General features: G+C 45.5%; 16 protein-coding genes and 1 tRNA gene. 11 read left to right on the top strand and 6 right to left on the bottom strand.

The window, feature by feature from the left end:
* The first annotated feature begins 102 nt into the window (after positions 1–102).
* The 3 genes from NHB35_RS04685 to NHB35_RS04695 all read left to right on the top strand — a co-directional run bounded on the left by NHB35_RS04685 (position 103) and on the right by NHB35_RS04695 (position 1,794).
* Complete coding sequence (locus NHB35_RS04685) at positions 103–1,239, top strand: NAD(P)/FAD-dependent oxidoreductase (RefSeq protein WP_353433233.1); 1,137 nt, start codon at positions 103–105, stop codon at positions 1,237–1,239.
* Between the two features lie 34 nt (positions 1,240–1,273).
* Positions 1,274–1,361, top strand: a tRNA-Ser gene (locus tag NHB35_RS04690).
* A gap of 220 nt (positions 1,362–1,581) precedes the next feature.
* Complete coding sequence (locus tag NHB35_RS04695; RefSeq protein ID WP_353433234.1) at positions 1,582–1,794, top strand: hypothetical protein; 213 nt, start codon at positions 1,582–1,584, stop codon at positions 1,792–1,794.
* Between the two features lie 41 nt (positions 1,795–1,835).
* Here NHB35_RS04695 and NHB35_RS04700 read toward each other — a convergent pair whose 3' ends face one another.
* Complete coding sequence (locus tag NHB35_RS04700) at positions 1,836–2,654, bottom strand: hypothetical protein (protein WP_353433235.1); 819 nt, start codon at positions 2,652–2,654, stop codon at positions 1,836–1,838.
* Between the two features lie 267 nt (positions 2,655–2,921).
* Here NHB35_RS04700 and NHB35_RS04705 point away from each other — a divergent pair, with 267 nt between their 5' ends.
* On the top strand, positions 2,922–4,376 hold the full coding sequence (locus NHB35_RS04705) for a HAMP domain-containing sensor histidine kinase (protein WP_353433236.1): 1,455 nt from the start codon (positions 2,922–2,924) through the stop codon (positions 4,374–4,376).
* A gap of 88 nt (positions 4,377–4,464) precedes the next feature.
* Entirely contained in the window at positions 4,465–6,597 is a 2,133-nt protein-coding gene (locus NHB35_RS04710) for an alkyl sulfatase dimerization domain-containing protein (protein WP_353433237.1), read from the top strand.
* Positions 6,598–6,609: 12 nt separating this feature from the next.
* Here the strand turns inward: NHB35_RS04710 and NHB35_RS04715 are convergent, their stop codons facing one another.
* Both NHB35_RS04715 and NHB35_RS04720 read right to left on the bottom strand, forming a co-directional pair.
* Positions 6,610–7,542, bottom strand: coding sequence for a transporter (locus tag NHB35_RS04715; protein ID WP_353433238.1), 933 nt, complete (start codon positions 7,540–7,542; stop codon positions 6,610–6,612).
* Between the two features lie 65 nt (positions 7,543–7,607).
* Positions 7,608–8,843, bottom strand: a complete 1,236-nt coding sequence (locus tag NHB35_RS04720; protein ID WP_353433239.1) for a CoA transferase — start codon at positions 8,841–8,843, stop codon at positions 7,608–7,610.
* A 141-nt stretch (positions 8,844–8,984) separates the two neighbouring features.
* Here NHB35_RS04720 and NHB35_RS04725 point away from each other — a divergent pair, with 141 nt between their 5' ends.
* Positions 8,985–9,965 carry a tripartite tricarboxylate transporter substrate binding protein gene (locus tag NHB35_RS04725; protein ID WP_353433240.1) on the top strand — a complete coding sequence of 327 codons (981 nt, stop codon included), beginning with the start codon at positions 8,985–8,987 and terminating at the stop codon, positions 9,963–9,965.
* 3 nt (positions 9,966–9,968) lie between these two features.
* Positions 9,969–10,772, top strand: coding sequence for an enoyl-CoA hydratase/isomerase family protein (locus tag NHB35_RS04730; protein WP_353433241.1), 804 nt, complete (start codon positions 9,969–9,971; stop codon positions 10,770–10,772).
* A gap of 16 nt (positions 10,773–10,788) precedes the next feature.
* Here the strand turns inward: NHB35_RS04730 and hemW are convergent, their stop codons facing one another.
* From hemW to rph, 3 genes are read right to left on the bottom strand one after another with little or no spacing between them, the layout of a single operon-like run.
* Positions 10,789–11,964 (bottom strand): radical SAM family heme chaperone HemW, encoded by a 1,176-nt coding sequence (gene hemW, locus NHB35_RS04735; RefSeq protein ID WP_353433392.1) that lies wholly within the window; start codon positions 11,962–11,964, stop codon positions 10,789–10,791.
* Positions 11,965–11,992: 28 nt separating this feature from the next.
* Positions 11,993–12,595, bottom strand: coding sequence for an RdgB/HAM1 family non-canonical purine NTP pyrophosphatase (gene rdgB / locus NHB35_RS04740; protein WP_353433242.1), 603 nt, complete (start codon positions 12,593–12,595; stop codon positions 11,993–11,995).
* Positions 12,596–12,631: 36 nt separating this feature from the next.
* Positions 12,632–13,372, bottom strand: coding sequence for a ribonuclease PH (gene rph / locus NHB35_RS04745; RefSeq protein ID WP_353433243.1), 741 nt, complete (start codon positions 13,370–13,372; stop codon positions 12,632–12,634).
* A 35-nt stretch (positions 13,373–13,407) separates the two neighbouring features.
* Here rph and NHB35_RS04750 point away from each other — a divergent pair, with 35 nt between their 5' ends.
* The 4 genes from NHB35_RS04750 to NHB35_RS04765 all read left to right on the top strand — a co-directional run bounded on the left by NHB35_RS04750 (position 13,408) and on the right by NHB35_RS04765 (position 17,674).
* Entirely contained in the window at positions 13,408–14,352 is a 945-nt protein-coding gene (locus tag NHB35_RS04750) for a YicC/YloC family endoribonuclease (protein WP_353433244.1), read from the top strand.
* 38 nt (positions 14,353–14,390) lie between these two features.
* Positions 14,391–15,029 (top strand): guanylate kinase, encoded by a 639-nt coding sequence (gmk, locus tag NHB35_RS04755; protein WP_353433245.1) that lies wholly within the window; start codon positions 14,391–14,393, stop codon positions 15,027–15,029.
* Between the two features lie 44 nt (positions 15,030–15,073).
* Positions 15,074–15,277: a DNA-directed RNA polymerase subunit omega gene (gene rpoZ, locus NHB35_RS04760; RefSeq protein WP_173955625.1), complete on the top strand. Its 204-nt coding sequence runs from the start codon at positions 15,074–15,076 to the stop codon at positions 15,275–15,277.
* A gap of 102 nt (positions 15,278–15,379) precedes the next feature.
* Entirely contained in the window at positions 15,380–17,674 is a 2,295-nt protein-coding gene (locus tag NHB35_RS04765) for a bifunctional (p)ppGpp synthetase/guanosine-3',5'-bis(diphosphate) 3'-pyrophosphohydrolase (protein WP_353433393.1), read from the top strand.
* The last annotated feature ends 8 nt before the right edge of the window (positions 17,675–17,682 follow it).

Below are 17,682 nucleotides of genomic sequence, written 5' to 3' on the forward strand. Positions count from 1 at the left end.
TATATTTGCTAAGCGTAAACACCAATCAAAGACAAATAGCAAAAATTGAGAACAAAGATAGCGAACAAAGACGCAGAATAAATAATAGGGTGAGACAGATAGATGGAGCAGGTTGATTGTGTTGTCGTTGGTGCTGGAGTGGTTGGTCTAGCTGTAGCTAGAGAGATGGCACTACAAGGTCGTGAAACCATTTTGCTTGAGCGTGAAAACGCTTTTGGCACCATCAGCAGCGCAAGAAATAGTGAAGTCATTCATGCTGGTATTTATTACCCAAAGGATTCTCTAAAAGCCAAGTTATGCGTTGAGGGTAACCGACTGCTATATGAGTATTGCCGCAATCATCAGGTGGCTACACAACCATATGGCAAGCTTATCGTTGCTAGTGATGAGACCCAGATGAATGACTTGCAAGCCATTTTTTATAAAGCGCAACAAAATGGTGTGCCTCATATCAAGCTCATTACCGAACAAGAGGCTAAGACCTTAGAGCCAAATCTCAACTGTTTTGCAGCCATTCTTTCTTCCACCACAGGCATCGTAGATAGTCATGGTTATATGCTCTCGTTGCTGGGGGGCTTTGAGGATGCGGGTGGTATGGTTGCTTACCAATCTCCATTACTCAGCGCGAAGCCGATTGGTAATAATGCGCAGAATGGTTATCAATTAGAAATTGGTGGTGCGGATGGCATGCAAATCCAAACAAAACTTCTCGTTAATTGTGCGGGTATGAGTGCACCAGCAGTAGCACAAAAGATTGAAGGCCTTTCAAATGATCAAATCCCAAAAGCTTATTTTGCAAAAGGAAATTACTTTTCTCTCTCTGGCAAATCACCATTTAGCCATTTGATTTATCCAATTCCTGAACCTGGTGGCCTTGGTGTGCATCTTACTTTGGATATGGGTGGTCAAGCTAAGTTTGGTCCTGATGTCGAGTGGCTGGATATTGATCGTGAAGAGCAAATCGATTACACCGTTGATCCCAAACGAGGCGAGGGCTTTTATGAAGCAGTTAGACGCTACTGGCCCGGCCTCAAAGATGGGGCCTTGCAACCGGATTATTCTGGGGTGAGGGCCAAAATTGTTCCGCCTAATGCGCCAGCGGGGGACTTTTGCTTCAATACACCCCAAGAGCATGGTATGCAGGGACTCTTTAATCTATATGGCTTTGAGTCGCCTGGATTAACGTCTAGCTTGGCTATTGCTAAGTATTTAGAGGCTCAAATCAAAAGTTCTCTATAATCTAGGGCATGAATCCAACCGGCTTGATATCTAAGGAAGAGTGGCAGAGCGGTTGAATGCACCAGTCTTGAAAACTGGCGACTGTAATAGGTCCGTGAGTTCGAATCTCACCTCTTCCGCCAATCCCCTCTTTATTCGAATTTATTGGCTTTATAGCTAATAGCCAACCCCTTTTTTCTTAATTAGTATCAAAAGTTCCTAGGGGAGATACTGGTCATCAATAGGGGCATTGATTATGACGACATTACAAGAAATTAAAGAGGCAAAAGCCCTCGGTAAAAACTGAGACTAGCTCGGGAGGAGCAAGGTCATAACTTAGCAATTATGGCCAGTCAATGCGGTATGTCTGTGGTTCAACTAGTTGCTCTTGAAGCGGGGAATTATTTTGCTTTCCACGGCAACCTTGAAGAGATGCTTGTAAAAGCAGCCACTTATGCGAACGCATTAGAGGTGAGAGTTTCTGAACCCACTTCTCTTGTGCCCCATTCTTTAACTGAATCTGCAAACGCAGAGATGTATATCCCACCTTTTTTGAGAAAAGCTCAGCAGTATTAGTTGTGTGAAGTTGTGGACAGTTGTGAATTTCTCCGCATGCATTAAAAGCTAGCAGCCAATCCAATGGATGTGCCACGTACGTTTTGTCCAAATTGATATCGAAAGACAAGTCTGATTCTGCTGAAGATGGGATCAGACGCGCTTCTGTCTAACTCAATACCGGTGCCTACAGACGATAATGAGTCAAAGCCCAAGGCGCCGCGAAGATCGCCCAAGAATTCAGTATGAGCTAATTCGAATACTGCTCGCAGCGGTCTGTCTAAAAGCATGATCGGTGTTGGAATACGGCTGCGAGCCCATATGGCAAGGCTTTGCGAATCCGCTGAACCTTGGACAGCAGTAGAGGTGTCAAATGTTCTTACGGGAATATTTGTGTAGCGCAGCTCGATGTCAATCTCTTGATCGGGTTTGTAATTCTCATAATCGAGCATCAAGGAGCCACCAAGACCATAAGAATTCATGCGACCGCCATTGAGGAATTGCATATCAACGCCAGTGCGATTTTGGATGACGCGAGAGGCGATGGACAGATCACTTTCTAAGTGCCCCAGCATGACTTTAGCAATTGGTCTAAATCGTAGCTCATCCGTGATGGGAAAATCCCAGCCAATTCCACCAGTGCCAGTAACGCTGTTCCAGTGAACGGGGACGGTGGCAGAACTACTGCCAATACCATCAATAAAGGTTGGGTTGTAGCGATTGATCGCCATTGTTCCCTCTAGGTAAAGTGGGAAGTTCGCACTAATGCGATCGCCGCCACCAAGAGAGATCATTCTTAAGTCAGAATCATCGCCACCATTGCGAATCGATAAAGATCCCGTTGTGACATCAGGGGTTAATGAGTACCCCGTTATAGTCATAAAGGCATCTGCTCTTTTCTTTAGGAAATTATTGGTGGCGTTGTATAAGGCGGACTGGGCATGCAAATTGCTACACATTAACGCAATCAACATACAAAAAAGCGTGGCAAAGATTCGGGCATGTAGCCGCATGATTAAAGCGCAATAGATGCCACGATGTGGCTAAAGAAAGGCAAAGACAAATTGTAAGTCACCCTAGGTGGTGCTAGCCCTGGGGATAATGGCGAACTATCATTTAGACATCTTGCTCGTTGTACGATAGTGCTTATGAAGGTATTGATAGCGCTTTACTTCTTTATTTTGGCCATCATTCAGATGGGCCTATTTTTTGGTATTTATCACTACTTTAGATCTCAAGATTCTGTAAAACCAAATTCATATTGGATGAGCTCATTGCTTGCCAGTATGCTTGCTTTATTTATTTTTGGTGCAGGTATCGTCACTGTGGACGATATTGCCAAGCCCGCATTTAATTTCACCATTGGTAATTCCTTGTTTTATTTGGCGGCGGTGTTGCAGGCTTTATTTTGTCACTCTCTTAACCGTCCTGTCTCAAAGGCCCAGAAAGTCGGATTTGCTTTTTCAACACTTGTTTTTTTAGTTGCCTTTGAATGGATGCGAAATGCTAGTAATTTTGAGATTCGCACTGGCTTCATGTGTATTTTGGCAAGCATTTTTTATGTATGGCAAATATATGAAGTACGTAAAAAGAGGAAGGTGGAGCCATCTAGCCAGCTAGCCTATTTGCAATACGCAAGCTCAGCCGAATTATTTTTTGCCGTTGGACGTTTTGTTATTTTGGTCGTTTCTTCTTTGACGATTCGGCAAATTGAGCAGATTCCGCAAGTCTTGATCCTATTTACGATCATCCAGCTGGTGATGAATACCTTGTCTTACATTGCAATCGGTAGCTATTGGGCTGAGCAAATTGCCAAGTCAAATGCTAGATCTCAATTAGAGAATGAGGAAATTAAGACTTTATTGAAGGAGCGAGAGTCTTTAATTGATTCATTATTAAGAGCCAATAAAACTGCAAGTACTGGCGCATTATCAGCCTCCATTGCACATGAATTAAATCAGCCCTTAGGCGCTTCGAGCCTGAACATTCAATTTTTGCAAAAGAAGTTAGCCGAGGGCGAATTAAATCCAGTCTTACAGAAAGAGATATTAGACACTTTGCTTTCTGATAATCAGCGTGCTGCTGCTATTATTAAATCATTGCGCTCGATTTTCTCCGATGAAGCCTTGATTTCTACAAAAATTAATGTAGGCAAGCTATTTCAATCTGTTTTAAGTATTACGAAACCCGAAATTGCCTCCAAGAAAATTCAGATAGCATTGCGTATAGAGGATGGTCTAGTAGCAATTGCCAACCCAGGAGAGATGCGCCAAGTTTTATTAAATTTAATTAATAATGCGATTCAATCTCTGGCCATATCTTCAGTTGCAAATAAGCAAATCACGATTGAGGGTAAGCACCTCAATAATGGTTTTATCCGGATTGTGATTGCGGACAATGGGTCTGGGGTATCGGAAGAGGCCCAAAGACATTTATTTGAATTGCTTTCTAGCGCTAAGCAGTCAGGCATGGGTCTAGGGCTTTGGCTATGCAAGCATATCGTTACCCGTCATGGTGGCTCTATTAACTATGAGTCGAATGAGGGCGGTGGCGCTAAGTTTGTATTTGATTTGCCTATTGAAGATATAGATCAAGGTGCTTAGAGTAGTTTAAGTTAGCTCAATGGCTAATTGCCATGTGTATGACACAACCTATCATGGAGTTTCAGAAATCATATTTTTGGAACTCTTTGTGAACATCAAATCTATCCCAATCGTTATCGCTTCCTCATTGGCTTTTGCCTTACTCCTTTCCTTATTAAGTGCTAGTTCAGTATTTGCTGCAGGCGGGGGTGGTGTAGTTACTGATCCAGGAGCGATGGAGGGTAAGCACTTTGATCCCAAGGGGAGGGCGCCATCGAGTTACACCGTCGAACTCCAAAATGGCTTGCGTAAAACCTTGCCGTTTCAAGATAAGCGCGACTTTGAAGAATCTCAGCGTGGGTTTATAGCAGCGCCTGCTTATAAGTCGATTATGGCCGACGCGGGTAACGTAGCTTGGGATATGGGTAGCTATGAGTTTCTGCTACAAGGCAAGGATTTTGATAGTGTTCATCCATCATTGCAGCGTCAAGCTATTCTCAATATGGGGTACGGACTCTATGAAGTTGTGCCTGGCAAGATTTATCAAGTGCGTGGCTTTGATTTAGCAAACATCAGTTTTGTTAAAACCGATACTGGTTGGATTGTGTTTGATCCCCTCACTGCTAAAGAAACTGCTAGAGCTGCTCTAGAGTTGGTTAATGAAAAGCTTGGCAAACGCCCAGTCGTGGCAGTGGTGTATTCACATTCCCATGGCGATCACTTTGGTGGTGTGCGTGGTGTGGTAGATGAGGCTGATGTTAAAAGTGGCAAGGTAAAAGTAATTGCGCCAGCAGGCTTTATGGATCATGCTGTTGCCGAGAATGTCTACGCTGGTAATGCTATGACCCGCCGGATGTATTTCCAGTATGGTGTTTTATTGCCTCGCAGCCCTTTTGGGCACGTGGACCAATCGATTGGTAAGAATACAGCTGCTGGAAACTTAGGTTTGATTGAGCCCAATGTCTATATCAATCAGTCATTTGAAAAAATGATGGTTGATGGTATAGAGATGGAATTTCAAAATACACCAGGCACCGAAGCGCCAGCGGAGATGAATACTTATTTCCCACAGTTCAAGGCAATTTGGGCAGCAGAAAATATTACAGGCACCATTCATAACATCTACACACTACGCGGAGCTTTAGTGCGTGATGCTCTAGCATGGTCTAAAAATATTAATAATGCTTTATATCGCTACGGCAATGATGCTCAAGTGATGTTTGCATCTCATAGCTGGCCACGTTGGGGTAATGAGCGCATTCAAGAGGTGATGCGCACTCAGAGAGATAGTTATGCGCATCTCAATAATGAAGTTTTACATCTAGCAAATAATGGGGTGACGATCAATGAAATTCATAATGTTTACAAGCAGCCAGAGAGTTTGAGATCGCAGTGGGCAGCCCACAGCTATCATGGCTCTGAAGAGCATAACAGTCGCGCTGTAGTAAACCGCTACCTTGGCTACTGGGACGCTAATCCGGCAACATTGATTCCCTTGTCGCCAAAAGATTCTGCTCCACTGTACGTAGAGATGATGGGTGGCTCAGGAAAGATTATGATCAAAGGCCGTGAACTTTATAAGCAAGGCAAGTATCGCGAAGCAATGGAGATTGTGAATAAGCTGGTATATGCACAACCCAATAACACTGCCGCTAAAGATTTGTTGGCTGATATCTTTGAGCAAATTGGTTACCAAAAGGAAAGCCCAAGCGTACGCAATAGCTTCTTGGGCGCGGCATATGAACTTCGCCATGGTATGCCCTCTGGTGCATCACCAAAATCCAATGGCCCCGACATGATTAAGGCGATGACTACCGAGCTTTGGTTAAATTCATTGGCTATTAGCATGGATAGTAAGAAAGCTGCTGGCATGAACTTCACCATCAATCTATCGACGCCAGACAATGGTGAGAAATTCGTAATCGAGATGAGTAACTCTGCACTGACCAATATCAAAGGTCAGCAGGCCAACAACCCAACGTTGACAGTGATTGTTAACCGTAGTGATCTCGAAAAAGTGATGGGTGGTCAAGCTACCTTTGAACAACTACAAGCAGAGAGAAAGGCAAAATTTGTTGGCGATCGTAAAGCCTTTGATCAACTGAGATCTACTTTGACAATCTTTAAGCCCGATTTTGAGCTAATGCCGGGCACTAAACCTAAGATAACTGGAAATGAATCGGCTAAACCCAAACAAGATCCATTTGCAGCTCAGGAGTTGGCTATTACTGCTGGTGAGTAGTCTTAAGCGCTTTTAAAAAGCGTAGTGGTATCGCAATGCCAAGAGTTCGGTTTGCATAAACCCGTTTTTGACTTCCATGTCGCGGCCGTATTGCATAGTGAATCGCCCATAAGGCGTTCTAGCAACAGCACTCAGTAAATAGCGTTGGGTATTAATCACGTTGTTCTGGTAAACATTGTTAACCGACTGTGCGCCACCAGCCACGTAGATATAGTTCGCGGCAACCGTAAAAGTTTGGTTGATGTTGTAAATGGGGCCCATCTGAGTGGTGGTAAGGGGTTTTTGGTTTAAGGCTACATTGGTAGGGGAGAAACAAGCGGCAGCACACTGACTGTTGCCACCGTAGAACATGGTATCTACTGCAATGGCACCATCAACTTTGCCAACAAGAGGTGTCTGAAAACCCATCTGCACATCAGAGTAATAGCGGTTCTGTCCTAGGTTAAATGCTTGGCTACTTTTATAAGTACCCGTTGGCAAGCCAAGATAAGCAGCAAGTCCTAAGTAAGTGCGGGTTTCATGATTGGAGTATGGCCAAAGAGCAGTGGCTAATGCAGTATCGCCAATACCAGTGCTTGCTGGATAAGAGGCTAAAGAACCTCCTTGCCAAGCAGTGCCGTATGGCAATTGAACATAGCTCACTCCTGGTAGTCCCGCTAGACTGTAGGTGTGTGAGATGCGAGCAATAGCGCTATTGGTATTGATCACTGGATTGGCGTAAGGGCCCTTAGAAAGCGCTGTCCCATTACTGTAGTAAGTGGTGTTTTGAGTGCTGTAGTAAGTAAGAGTAAAAGCGGTGATATCGGGTGGCGGAGCAACAATGTCATTCGGTTGCAAGTCTACGGCATGGGCATCTTGAGTTGATATAAACCCTAAAGTTAGCCCCATAGCCAGTACCAAAGCTGACGGTAAAGCAAATAAGAAAGATAAAGAGTGCGCTTGCATGGTTGCAGATTTTATAACCTTACAAGCAAGCTCTTTTAAAAATTTAAAGAAAAATCTCTCAGAGACTAAGGTGCAAACGCACCACCAGCCTCTAAGGCTTTGAGCTCATCACCAGCAATACCCAGCTCTTGAAGTAGCTCGGCATTATGCTCACCCAATAGTGGTGGGTGTTTGCGCACCTGTTGTGGAGTGCCCATCATTTTGACTGCAAATCCAATATTAGGAACTTTGCCTTCAATAGGATGATCAATCTCCATGCGCATCTTGCGATGTTTGCCGTGTTCACTATCAAATGCTTCTGGATAAGTATTAATCGGGCCCGCAGGGATACCTTCAGCAAGTAATTCATCTACCCATTGAGATGCGGGTTTCGTAACAAAGGTTTTCTCCAGCTCTACTGCAAGTTCATTGCGATTGGCTAGGCGAAGTGGATTGGTTTTAAACCTAGAATCTTCAAACAGTTCAGGTCTGCCAATCTTGTCGCATAAAAGCTTCCATAGCTTTTGATTAGTAGCGCCCATCACGAAGTGACCATCAGCAGCCTTCATGGCTTGATAGGGGGCGCTCATGTGATTAGCAGTGCCAAGCTTGTAGGGCTCAACACCAGTACCCCAGTACTGCGCGGTATCCCAAATCGAAAATGCTAATGCGGAATCAAATAAGGAGGCGTCAATAAATTGACCTTCACCAGTTTTAGTTTTACCAATGTAAGCAGACAAAATGCCATACACGGCAAAAAGTGCGCAACCAATATCGGCTACAGGAACACCAGCTTTGACTGGTGGGCCATCGGGGTAGCCAGTCACACTCATGACGCCGGACATGGCTTGAGCCATTAAATCAAAACCAGGTCGGTCTGCCCATGGACCACTTTGGCCAAACCCGGAAATGCTCGCGTATACCAAGCCGGGATTGATCTTTTGTAATGAAGGGTAATCAATACCGAGTTTTTTCATGACGCCAGGGCGATAGTTTTCGACCAAGATATCAGCTGTTTTTACAACCTCGAAAAATACTTTTTTCCCTGCTTCTGTTTTGAGATTCAAAGTCAGGCTGCGCTTGTTGCGATTCATATTCAAAAAGCCCATGCTGTCTGAGCCTTTCATCTTGAATCCCATTGCGCCTCGGGTTTGGTCGCCAGTGCCTGGCGGCTCAATTTTGATCACATCAGCGCCTAAGTCTGCAAGCAACATGCAGCAGTAAGGCCCAGCCATCACCTGACTTACGTCAAGTACGCGCACTCCAGCTAGAGGAAGGGGGCGGCTAGAACTAGACCCTTGTGCGGATATAGGGGAATTCATGGATGGCTCATTAATTTTTATGTATAGAATGGGGTCAATAGTAGCAAACACCACAAATGCACTATAAAAATACAACACTAGAAGAAACTTGGAGACCGTATTTTGAACAATGCCTTACTAAATTTAATAACTAAATCTTTTTTGAGTAAAGCCCTTGCATCACGTGCATTGCTAGCTTTAAGCATGCTAGCCTGTATTAATGTTGGCTTTGCACAATCTGCATACCCAACAAAACCGATTCGCTTGGTAGTGGGTTTTGCACCCGGTGGTGGCACTGATATTGTTGCTAGAGCAATCGCTCCAAAGATGGGTGAGATTCTGGGTCAAAGCGTCATTGTGGAAAACAAGTCTGGCGCAGCTGGAACGATTGCCGCAGATCAAATTGCCAAATCTACGCCTGATGGCTACACACTATTAGTGGGCCATTCCAATTCCAATGCGATTGCACCTTATGTTCTAACTAATGTGCCATATAACCCAGCAACGGATTTCACACCCATTACTTATTTGGGCTATGTGCCTAATGTATTGGTTGTTAAATCTTCGCTACCCGTTAATTCTGTATCGCAATTAATTGCTTTGGCAAAATCCAATCCTGGTCAAATGACATATGGTTCATCAGGTATTGGTAGCACTCAACACTTGGCTGGTGCATTATTTGCCAAGATTGCCGGTATTCAGTTAAATCACGTTCCTTATAAAGGGAGCGGTCAGGCGATTATCGATTTGCTCGGCGGTCAAATCACAATGAACTTTGATACTTTGCCGCCGAACTTGCAGCAAATTAAGGACGGTAATTTAAAAGCCCTAGCGATTTCCACACCAAAGCGTTTATCGATTTTGCCAAACGTCCCTACATTTAGTGAGGTTGGGATTACTGGTTTTGATGTGACCAATTGGTACTCTGTAATGGGCCCCAAAGGCATGGACCCTGTAGTGGTCAACAAGATCGATCAGGCAGTTAAAGCAGCTATGGCTGACCCACAAATTAAGAAGACTTTAGATTCTCAAGGATTGCAGCCGGAGGGTCCTGCAACACCTGCAGCATTTGGTTTATTCCTTAATGCGGAGTTACTCAAATATCAACGCTTAGTCAAAAGCTTAAACATTAAAGCTGAGTAATTGATGTCTCAAGCTGGTCAGGGAAATAATGAACGCGTAGCACAAGTCACTCTTGAGTTACGCGACCAGTTTGCTTACATTACTTTTGATCATGTCGCCGCTCGCAATGCGATGACGGTTGGCATGTATCAAAGTCTCAAAACGATTTGCCAAGACATTGCCAAAAATCCAAGTATTCGGGTGGCTATATTACGTGGTGCGGGCGGAAAATCTTTTGTGTCTGGGAGTGATATTGCCCAATTTGCAAGCTTTACCAGTGGCCAAGATGGCGTGCGTTATGAAGAGGGCATTGATGACTACCTAAGTCCTTTGGCCTTATTGCCTATACCAACTATTGCGGTAATCGATGGAATGGCTGTTGGCGGCGGTTTGGCGATTGCGAGCTGTTGCGATTTTCGTATTTCAACACCAGATGCCAAGTTTGGTGTGCCAATTGCCAGAACCTTAGGTAATTGCTTATCTGCTGGCAATGTGGCTTGGCTAGTTGCCCACCTGGGCATCAATATTGTGAAGCGGATGTTGCTTCTCGCTGAACTCATACCCGCAGAGCAATTGCTGCAACAAGGTTATCTTCTAGCCACCTATGAACAAGAAGACCTTGCCAAAGAAGCGGATGTACTAGCAAAAAAACTTTCTGTATTGGCGCCGATTACTCAAAAATCGAGCAAGCTCACATTGGCCAGATTGCTGCGTAATCAATTGCCTGATTGTACGGATTTGATTTCTGAAACCTATGGCAGTGCAGACTTTAAAAACGGTGTGGCCTCGTTTTTAAATGGTGAGCCACCGATTTGGACTGGTAAGTAATCCAACAGCTATCAGTTCAGTCTAAAAACAGCTCTTGAAGATTATTGAGGTAACGCAAACCTAATTCAGTTGCTTTGAGCTTGCTGGGGTCCTCATCTAGTAAGCCTTTCTTGCTAGCTTGCTCAAGTCCTTTGCTAATCATGCTCAGCGGCAGGCCTGTGCGCTCGCTAAAAGTATGGGTGTCAACCCCACCAGTAAGGCGCAGGGCATTGAGCATAAATTCAAAAGGAAGGTCTTTAGGTTCGATAACTTTAGACTCGATGAGTGCATTACCCTTGTTTTCCATGGAAGACATATAAGTTTCTGGATGACGCTCTCGCACTTGTCTCGTGATGCGATCCGGAAATGAAATCTTGCCATGTGCACCAGCACCGATGCCGATGTAATCACCAAAGCGCCAATAATTCAGATTATGTTTGCACTCTTGATTCTTCTTGGCATACGCAGATACTTCATAACGTGCATAGCCTGCTTTAGTAAGTAAATCTAAGTTCTGCTCAAAAATGGCATCAACGACATCATCAGACGGTAGCTTTGGTGGGAAGTTGGCAAAGTAAGTATTGGGCTCTAAAGTTAAGTTGTAAAACGATAGATGAGGTGTGCCAAACGATAGAGCAGTTTGCACATCTGCTCTCGCATCAGTAAGGCTTTGATTGGGAAGTCCATACATTAGATCCAGATTGACAGATTTAAAGTGTTCTAGCGCAATCGCGATAGCCTGTTGAGCTTCAGCCCCATTATGAATACGCCCCAAAGCTTGAAGCTTTGCATCATCAAAGCTTTGTACGCCAATAGAAACCCGGTTAATGCCACACTTAGCAAACGCCGCAAACTTTTCCGCTTCGATAGAGCCAGGATTAGCCTCCATCGTGATTTCGGCATCGGGTTCTAAATTCACTCGCGCCCGAATGGCGCAGAGTAGCTCATCCATACCTTCAGGTGATAGTAGGCTGGGGGTGCCACCACCAATAAAAATACTATGGACTTGCCGTCCCCAAATATTCGGTAGCTCAGTTTCTAAATCGGCAATGAGCGCTTTGATGTAACGCTTCTCATCAAAACCCGATTGATTGACGCCATCCTTCTTAATTTGATGCGAATTAAAGTCGCAGTAGGGACATTTCTTTTCACACCAAGGAAAGTGAATGTAGAGTGCCAATGGCGGAAGTGCTGTTAGGCTCACCGCTTGCATTTGAAGCGGTTTTTGTAAATTAGTCACGCTAGATTGATAACTCTCTACGAGATTTGAGCTGAGTAATGAGTTCTCGCAGTGCTTGACCACGGTGACTAATCGCATTCTTTTGTTCTGGATCTAGTTCTGCAGCAGTTAAGCCCAATTGTGTTAAGAAGAAATGTGGGTCATAGCCAAAACCATTCGACCCCCTAGGTTCATCAATAACAGTGCCATACCAACGTGTTTGCACAATTAAAGGCTCAGGATCGTTGACCTTATTTACAAATACTAAGGCGCAAACATAGTGCGCTCCACGATTGATATTGCCTGCTAGATCTTGAATGAGCTTTTGATTGTTCGCCACATCATTTACCGGTTCACCTGCATAGCGTGCCGATAAAACGCCAGGTGCGCCATCTAATGCATGGGCGCAGATACCAGAGTCATCGGCAAGTGCAGGCAAGCCACTGACAGCACTTGCATGACGCGCCTTAGCCAAAGCATTTTCAACAAAGGTGTGATGTGGTTCTTCTGCCGATGCAATGCCCAGTGCACCTTGAGGCATCACTTCAAACTGCAAAGGCGCAAGCAGGGCAGCAAACTCGCGCACCTTACCCGCATTATTGGAAGCAAGAACCAGCTTTTGCATAGAATAAAAAGCTATTAAAGAGATTATTTAAAGAGATTATTTCAGCGACTGAATTTGTAGCTTCGTGAGCTCATTAATACCTTGCTCCGCCAGATCTAACAGGGCGGTGAGCTCACTTCTCGAGAAGGCTGTGCCTTCAGCAGTACCTTGTACTTCAATCATGCCGCCCTTACCAGTCATGACGACGTTCATATCGGTATCGCAAGCAGAATCTTCGGGGTAATCTAAATCTAATACGGGTACGCCTTGATAAATACCTACAGAGATAGCAGCAACGCTATCAATGATGGGATCTTGCGATAGGGTACCGTCTTTGAGTAATTGGTTGACAGCATCACGAGCAGCAACATAAGCTCCTGTAATCGATGCAGTACGAGTGCCGCCATCCGCCTGCAATACATCGCAATCTAAATGAATGGTGCGTTCACCCAAAATTTTGAGATCAAAGACGCTACGCATTGCTCGACCAATCAGACGCTGGATTTCTTGTGTGCGCCCGGATTGTTTGCCACGGGCTGCTTCACGGTCGCTACGAGTGTGTGTTGAGCGAGGCAACATGCCATACTCAGCGGTAACCCAGCCTTCGCCAGAACCTCGTTTATGTGGCGGCACCTTATCTAGGATGCTGGCTGTACACAGAACCTTCGTATCACCAAAGGCAATCAGGACAGAACCTTCTGCGTGCTTGGTAAAGCTGCGTGAGATTGTGACAGGACGCAAGTCTTTGGGCTTACGACCGCTTGGACGGGCAATATTGGCTACGGTGGCGCTACTCATGGCGGGGTCCTAAATAAAGAATCTACAATGTCCATATGATATCGAGCATGACTGGTTATGGCAGCGCTTCTCGCCAAGTCTCCCTAGGGGCTGGGGTGGTGGCTGATCTGCAGGTAGAGTGCCGTGCTGTAAATAGCCGGTTTTTGGACTTGGGCTTTCGTCTTCCAGATGAATGCCGTGCTGCGGAGCCTGCCCTCCGTGAAATAACAGCCCAAAGCTTATCCCGTGGAAAAGTGGAGTTTCGGGCGGCTTGGCGCATCAATAACACTAATTCCAATGCTGGGACTGGCTCCGCTAAAACTGATGCCCATGCTCTAGGGACAATCAGCAAAGACCGTCTTGACGCGCTCTATACCTTGCAAGAGCGTGCTCAAGACATTTTCCCCAAAGCTAGAGAGTTGAGTATTGGCGAGATCTTGCGTTGGCCTGGCATTGTTGTTGAACCTCGTGGTGAAGAAGAAGGATGGATTGCTGCAACGGTTGAAGCGGGCCGTGCAGCGTTAGACGCGCTCATGAAGAGTCGCCAAGCTGAAGGTAAAGCTTTGGTAGTCGTGCTGACTAATATCGCCACGAAGATGTATCAAATCATCACCAAGATCGAACCCAGGGTTCCTGAGTATGTGGTGCAATATCAAGAAAAACTTACTGAACGCTTGGCGGAATCTCTGGCCGGCCAAGAATTGGGTAAAGGCATTGGTTCTGAGTTGATGGAACGCATTCGTCAGGAGGTGGTTCTTTATGCAGTGCGTATTGATGTGGCTGAAGAGTTCGCTCGTCTCAAGACGCACTTAAATACAGTGCAGACTGCCTTAGCTGGAAAGGGTCCTGTAGGCAAGAGGTTAGATTTCTTGATGCAAGAATTGAACCGTGAAGCTAATACCCTGAGCTCTAAGTCAGTATCTGAAGAATGCACCCAGGCTGCTCTCGAGCTTAAGCTTCTGATTGAGCAAATGCGTGAACAGGTTCAAAATCTTGAGTAATTTCATCGACTGAATTTATAGATGCATGACATAAATACATGACTAAGCCAAGCTCGACACCCCCTTATCAAGGCAGTATGTTGATGATTGTTGCACCATCGGGTGCAGGCAAATCTTCTTTGGTGAATGCTTTATTAAGCGAAGATCCAGCGCTGAAATTATCTTTATCGACAACTACACGATCCCCAAGACCTGGCGAAGTAGATGGCAAGGATTATCGTTTTGCCTCACAAGAAACATTTATTGCTGAACGTGATCAAGGACATTTTTTAGAGTGGGCGCAGGTGCACGGCCATTTTTATGGCACATCTAAACCATGGATTGAATCTCAAATGCAAGCGGGTAATGATGTGATGCTTGAGATTGATTGGCAAGGGGCACAACAAATTCGTAAGCTCATTCCGTCGGTACAGTGGATCTTTATTTTTCCACCTTCGATTGAGGCTCTAGAGGAGCGCCTGCGTAAAAGAGGGCAGGATGATGAGGAAACCATTCAGCGCCGTTTGGCCGCTGCTCATGTGGAGCTCATGCATGCCCATGAAGCGGACTATATAGTAGTTAATGATTCCTTTGAGCAGGCTCTAGCGGATTTGAAGCACATTTTGGCCTCTAGCCGTCTACGTTCTGGACCGGCTATGGCCCGTAATCCAGCGCTTTTGAGGCGTCTAGGGGTCTAATCGGGTATCCTATTGGTATTGAAGCTAATTTAAGTGAGTTCAGCATGGCCCGTATTACTGTAGAAGATTGCCTTAAAACTATCCCAAATCGTTTTGAACTGGTATTGGCTGCGACTTATCGCGCTCGTCAATTGGTTCAAGGTCACTCTCCACGTGTTGAGTCCCGTGATAAAGCTACGGTTGTTGCATTGCGCGAAGTAGCTGCTGGTGCGACCGACCGTGACATGCTGACCAAAGTACCTTTGTAATTCAGGAGTTCCGGTGTGGAGCTCCCTCTAGGAACTGGGCCATCAGGGTCTAAAAACACATCGGAATTTGTTGGCGGTTCTTCGCCTAAAGAGCAGGCTAGTCTGCTCGATTCAGAATCTAATTCCAAAGATAGTAAAAAGTCTATTATTGCGAGCCTACTCGCACAATCGAGTCGTCATCTCTTTGGGCCGACTTCAGCACCTGATCGTCCTTTAAAGCACCAAGTCGTATCAATTGATGGCTTGCTCTCTAAGCTAAGCTATCTCAAGTCTGAGGAAGTGGCGCAGATAAAAAAAGCGTTTCAGTTCGCAGATGCTGCGCATCTCGGGCAATACCGTCACAGTGGCGAGCCTTACATTACTCATCCGGTTGCTGTGGCTGAGCTCTGTGCCACCTGGCGCCTAGATGCACCTTCCATCATGGCGGCGCTCTTGCATGATGTGATTGAAGACACGGGGAGCACTAAGGCTGATCTCGTTGAAAAGTTTGGTACCAAAGTTGCTGAGCTTGTTGAAGGATTAACCAAACTCGATAAATTAGAGTTTCAAAGCCATGCTGAAGCTCAAGCAGAGAGTTTTCGTAAGATGTTCATGGCGATGGCGCGCGATGTGCGCGTGATTTTGGTTAAGCTTGCTGACCGAACTCACAATATGCGCACCTTGGATGCTGTACCAATGGAAAAGCGCCGCAGGGTTGCAACAGAAACCATTGAAATCTATGCGCCCGTTGCTCACCGCCTTGGTCTGAATGTCATTTATCGTGATCTTCAAGATCTCAGCTTCCGTTACTCAATGCCGATGCGCTTTAGGGTGATTGAAGGGGCGGTCAAGCGGGCGCGTGGTAACCGTAAGGAGATGGTAGAGAAGATTTTGCAGGCCTCGCGTATGGCATTTGCAAAAGCCAATCTTAATGTTGATTTACGCGGTCGCGAAAAAACGCTTTATAGCATCTACAACAAGATGCGCACCAAGCATGTGAGCTTCTCACAAGTCCTAGATGTCTATGCATTCAGGGTAACCGTCAGTTCAATTGATGAGTGTTACCGTGCGTTGGGAATATTGCACTCTCTTTATAAGCCTATGCCAGGTAAGTTTAAGGATTACATCGCTATTCCGAAATTAAATGGCTACCAGTCATTACATACGACCTTATTAGGTCCTTCAGGGGTGCCAGTAGAGTTCCAGATTCGTACTTCGGATATGCATGCAGTAGCGGAGGCTGGAGTGGCGGCACACTGGGCCTACAAGGAAGGCTCTCCCGATATGAGTGAGGTGCAAAATCGCGCACACCAATGGTTGCAGTCATTGATTGATATTCAGGATAGTAGCGGCGACTCTCAAGAGTTCTTGGAGCACGTCAAGATCGATTTGTTCCCTGATGCCGTATATGTATTTACGCCAGCCGGCCAAATTCGTGCTTTACCAAGAGGTGCAACCGCCTTGGACTTTGCATATTCTATTCATAGTGATCTGGGTAATACTTGCGTTGCTGTCAAGATCAATGGCTTGCAATTGCCCCTGCGCAGCGAACTCAAAAATGGCGACATTATTGAGGTCGTGACCTCAGCAAACTCACAACCGAATCCTGGTTGGTTGGCATTTGTGCGTACTGGTAAAGCCAGAGCATCCATTCGCCACTCATTAAAGACCAAGCACTATTCTGAATCCTTGCAGCTAGGTGAGCGTCTCTTGGCTAATAGCCTACGCCAGCAAGGTGTTGATGCAGCGCTCATTACTCCAGAAATTTGGGAAAAGTTGATGCACTGGACGGGTGATAAAACGCGTGAAGAAGCTTGCGTCAACATTGCCTTAGGGCGTCGTTCGCCACAAGAGCTGGCTATTCGTTTGAAGATTTTGATTGATGATGAAGGTGGTGCTGAACAAATGCGCCTGGGTGCAGCTGACTGGGTGAACCCAAGTCAAGATATTGCCCAACATCAACGCCAGGCTATCTTGGTTGATGGTCGTGAAGGCAATTCTATTCACTTTCAGTCTTGCTGCCATCCTATACCAGGCGACAACATCATTGGCTATCTAGGTAAGGGTGAGGGCTTACAAGTTCACACCAATGATTGCCCAGTAGCCATGCGCATGCTCTCAAAAGACAGTGATAAGTGGGTGGAAGTTGAGTGGGGTAAAGATCTCAATCGCGAATTTGAAGTCGATTTAGCAATAGACACGATACAAGGCAAGGGTGTATTAGCGCGAGTAGCAAGTAGCGTTACCGCAGCGGACTCCAACATCATGAATGTATCTATGGAAGACCGCTTCAAAGAAGACTCCGTCACTATCCGCTTTACGATCCAAGTCTTTGATCGTTTGCATCTCTCCAAAGTCATGCGTAGCTTAAGAGCGAACCCTGATGTGATGCGTGTTACTCGTACCCGTGCACTGTAAATCGCACT

Origin of the sequence: Polynucleobacter sp. MWH-UH23A (genome assembly GCF_040409805.1) — a bacterium.
In the GTDB taxonomy this organism is placed as follows: domain Bacteria; phylum Pseudomonadota; class Gammaproteobacteria; order Burkholderiales; family Burkholderiaceae; genus Polynucleobacter.